This is a genomic window from Pseudomonas fluorescens, assembly GCF_000802965.1.
Classification (GTDB): domain Bacteria; phylum Pseudomonadota; class Gammaproteobacteria; order Pseudomonadales; family Pseudomonadaceae; genus Aquipseudomonas; species Aquipseudomonas fluorescens_A.
The window spans coordinates 1-258 of sequence record NZ_JSAK01000064.1; the positions used below are offsets into that span (position 1 = coordinate 1).

Below are 258 nucleotides of genomic sequence, written 5' to 3' on the forward strand. Positions count from 1 at the left end.
GCCACTAGACGAAGGGGACACGCTGCCCGGAACACATGGTGTGTGTTTCGGTGCCCAGATCCGCATCCGAAGACTTGGTTCTGGTTTCACTCAGCCCTGCCCGAAAGCAACGCTGTTTAAAATTGGAGCGGGAAACGAGACTCGAACTCGCGACCCCGACCTTGGCAAGGTCGTGCTCTACCAACTGAGCTATTCCCGCATTGGCGTCCCCTAGGGGACTCGAACCCCTGTTACCGCAGGCCACTAGACGAAGGGGAC

At 58.5% G+C, this 258-nt stretch carries 1 tRNA gene; it reads right to left on the reverse strand.

The features are described 5' to 3' along the window. Window positions 1–123 precede the first annotated feature (123 nt). Window positions 124–199 (reverse strand) — tRNA-Gly (locus tag NL64_RS29115). Window positions 200–258: the final 59 nt, after the last annotated feature.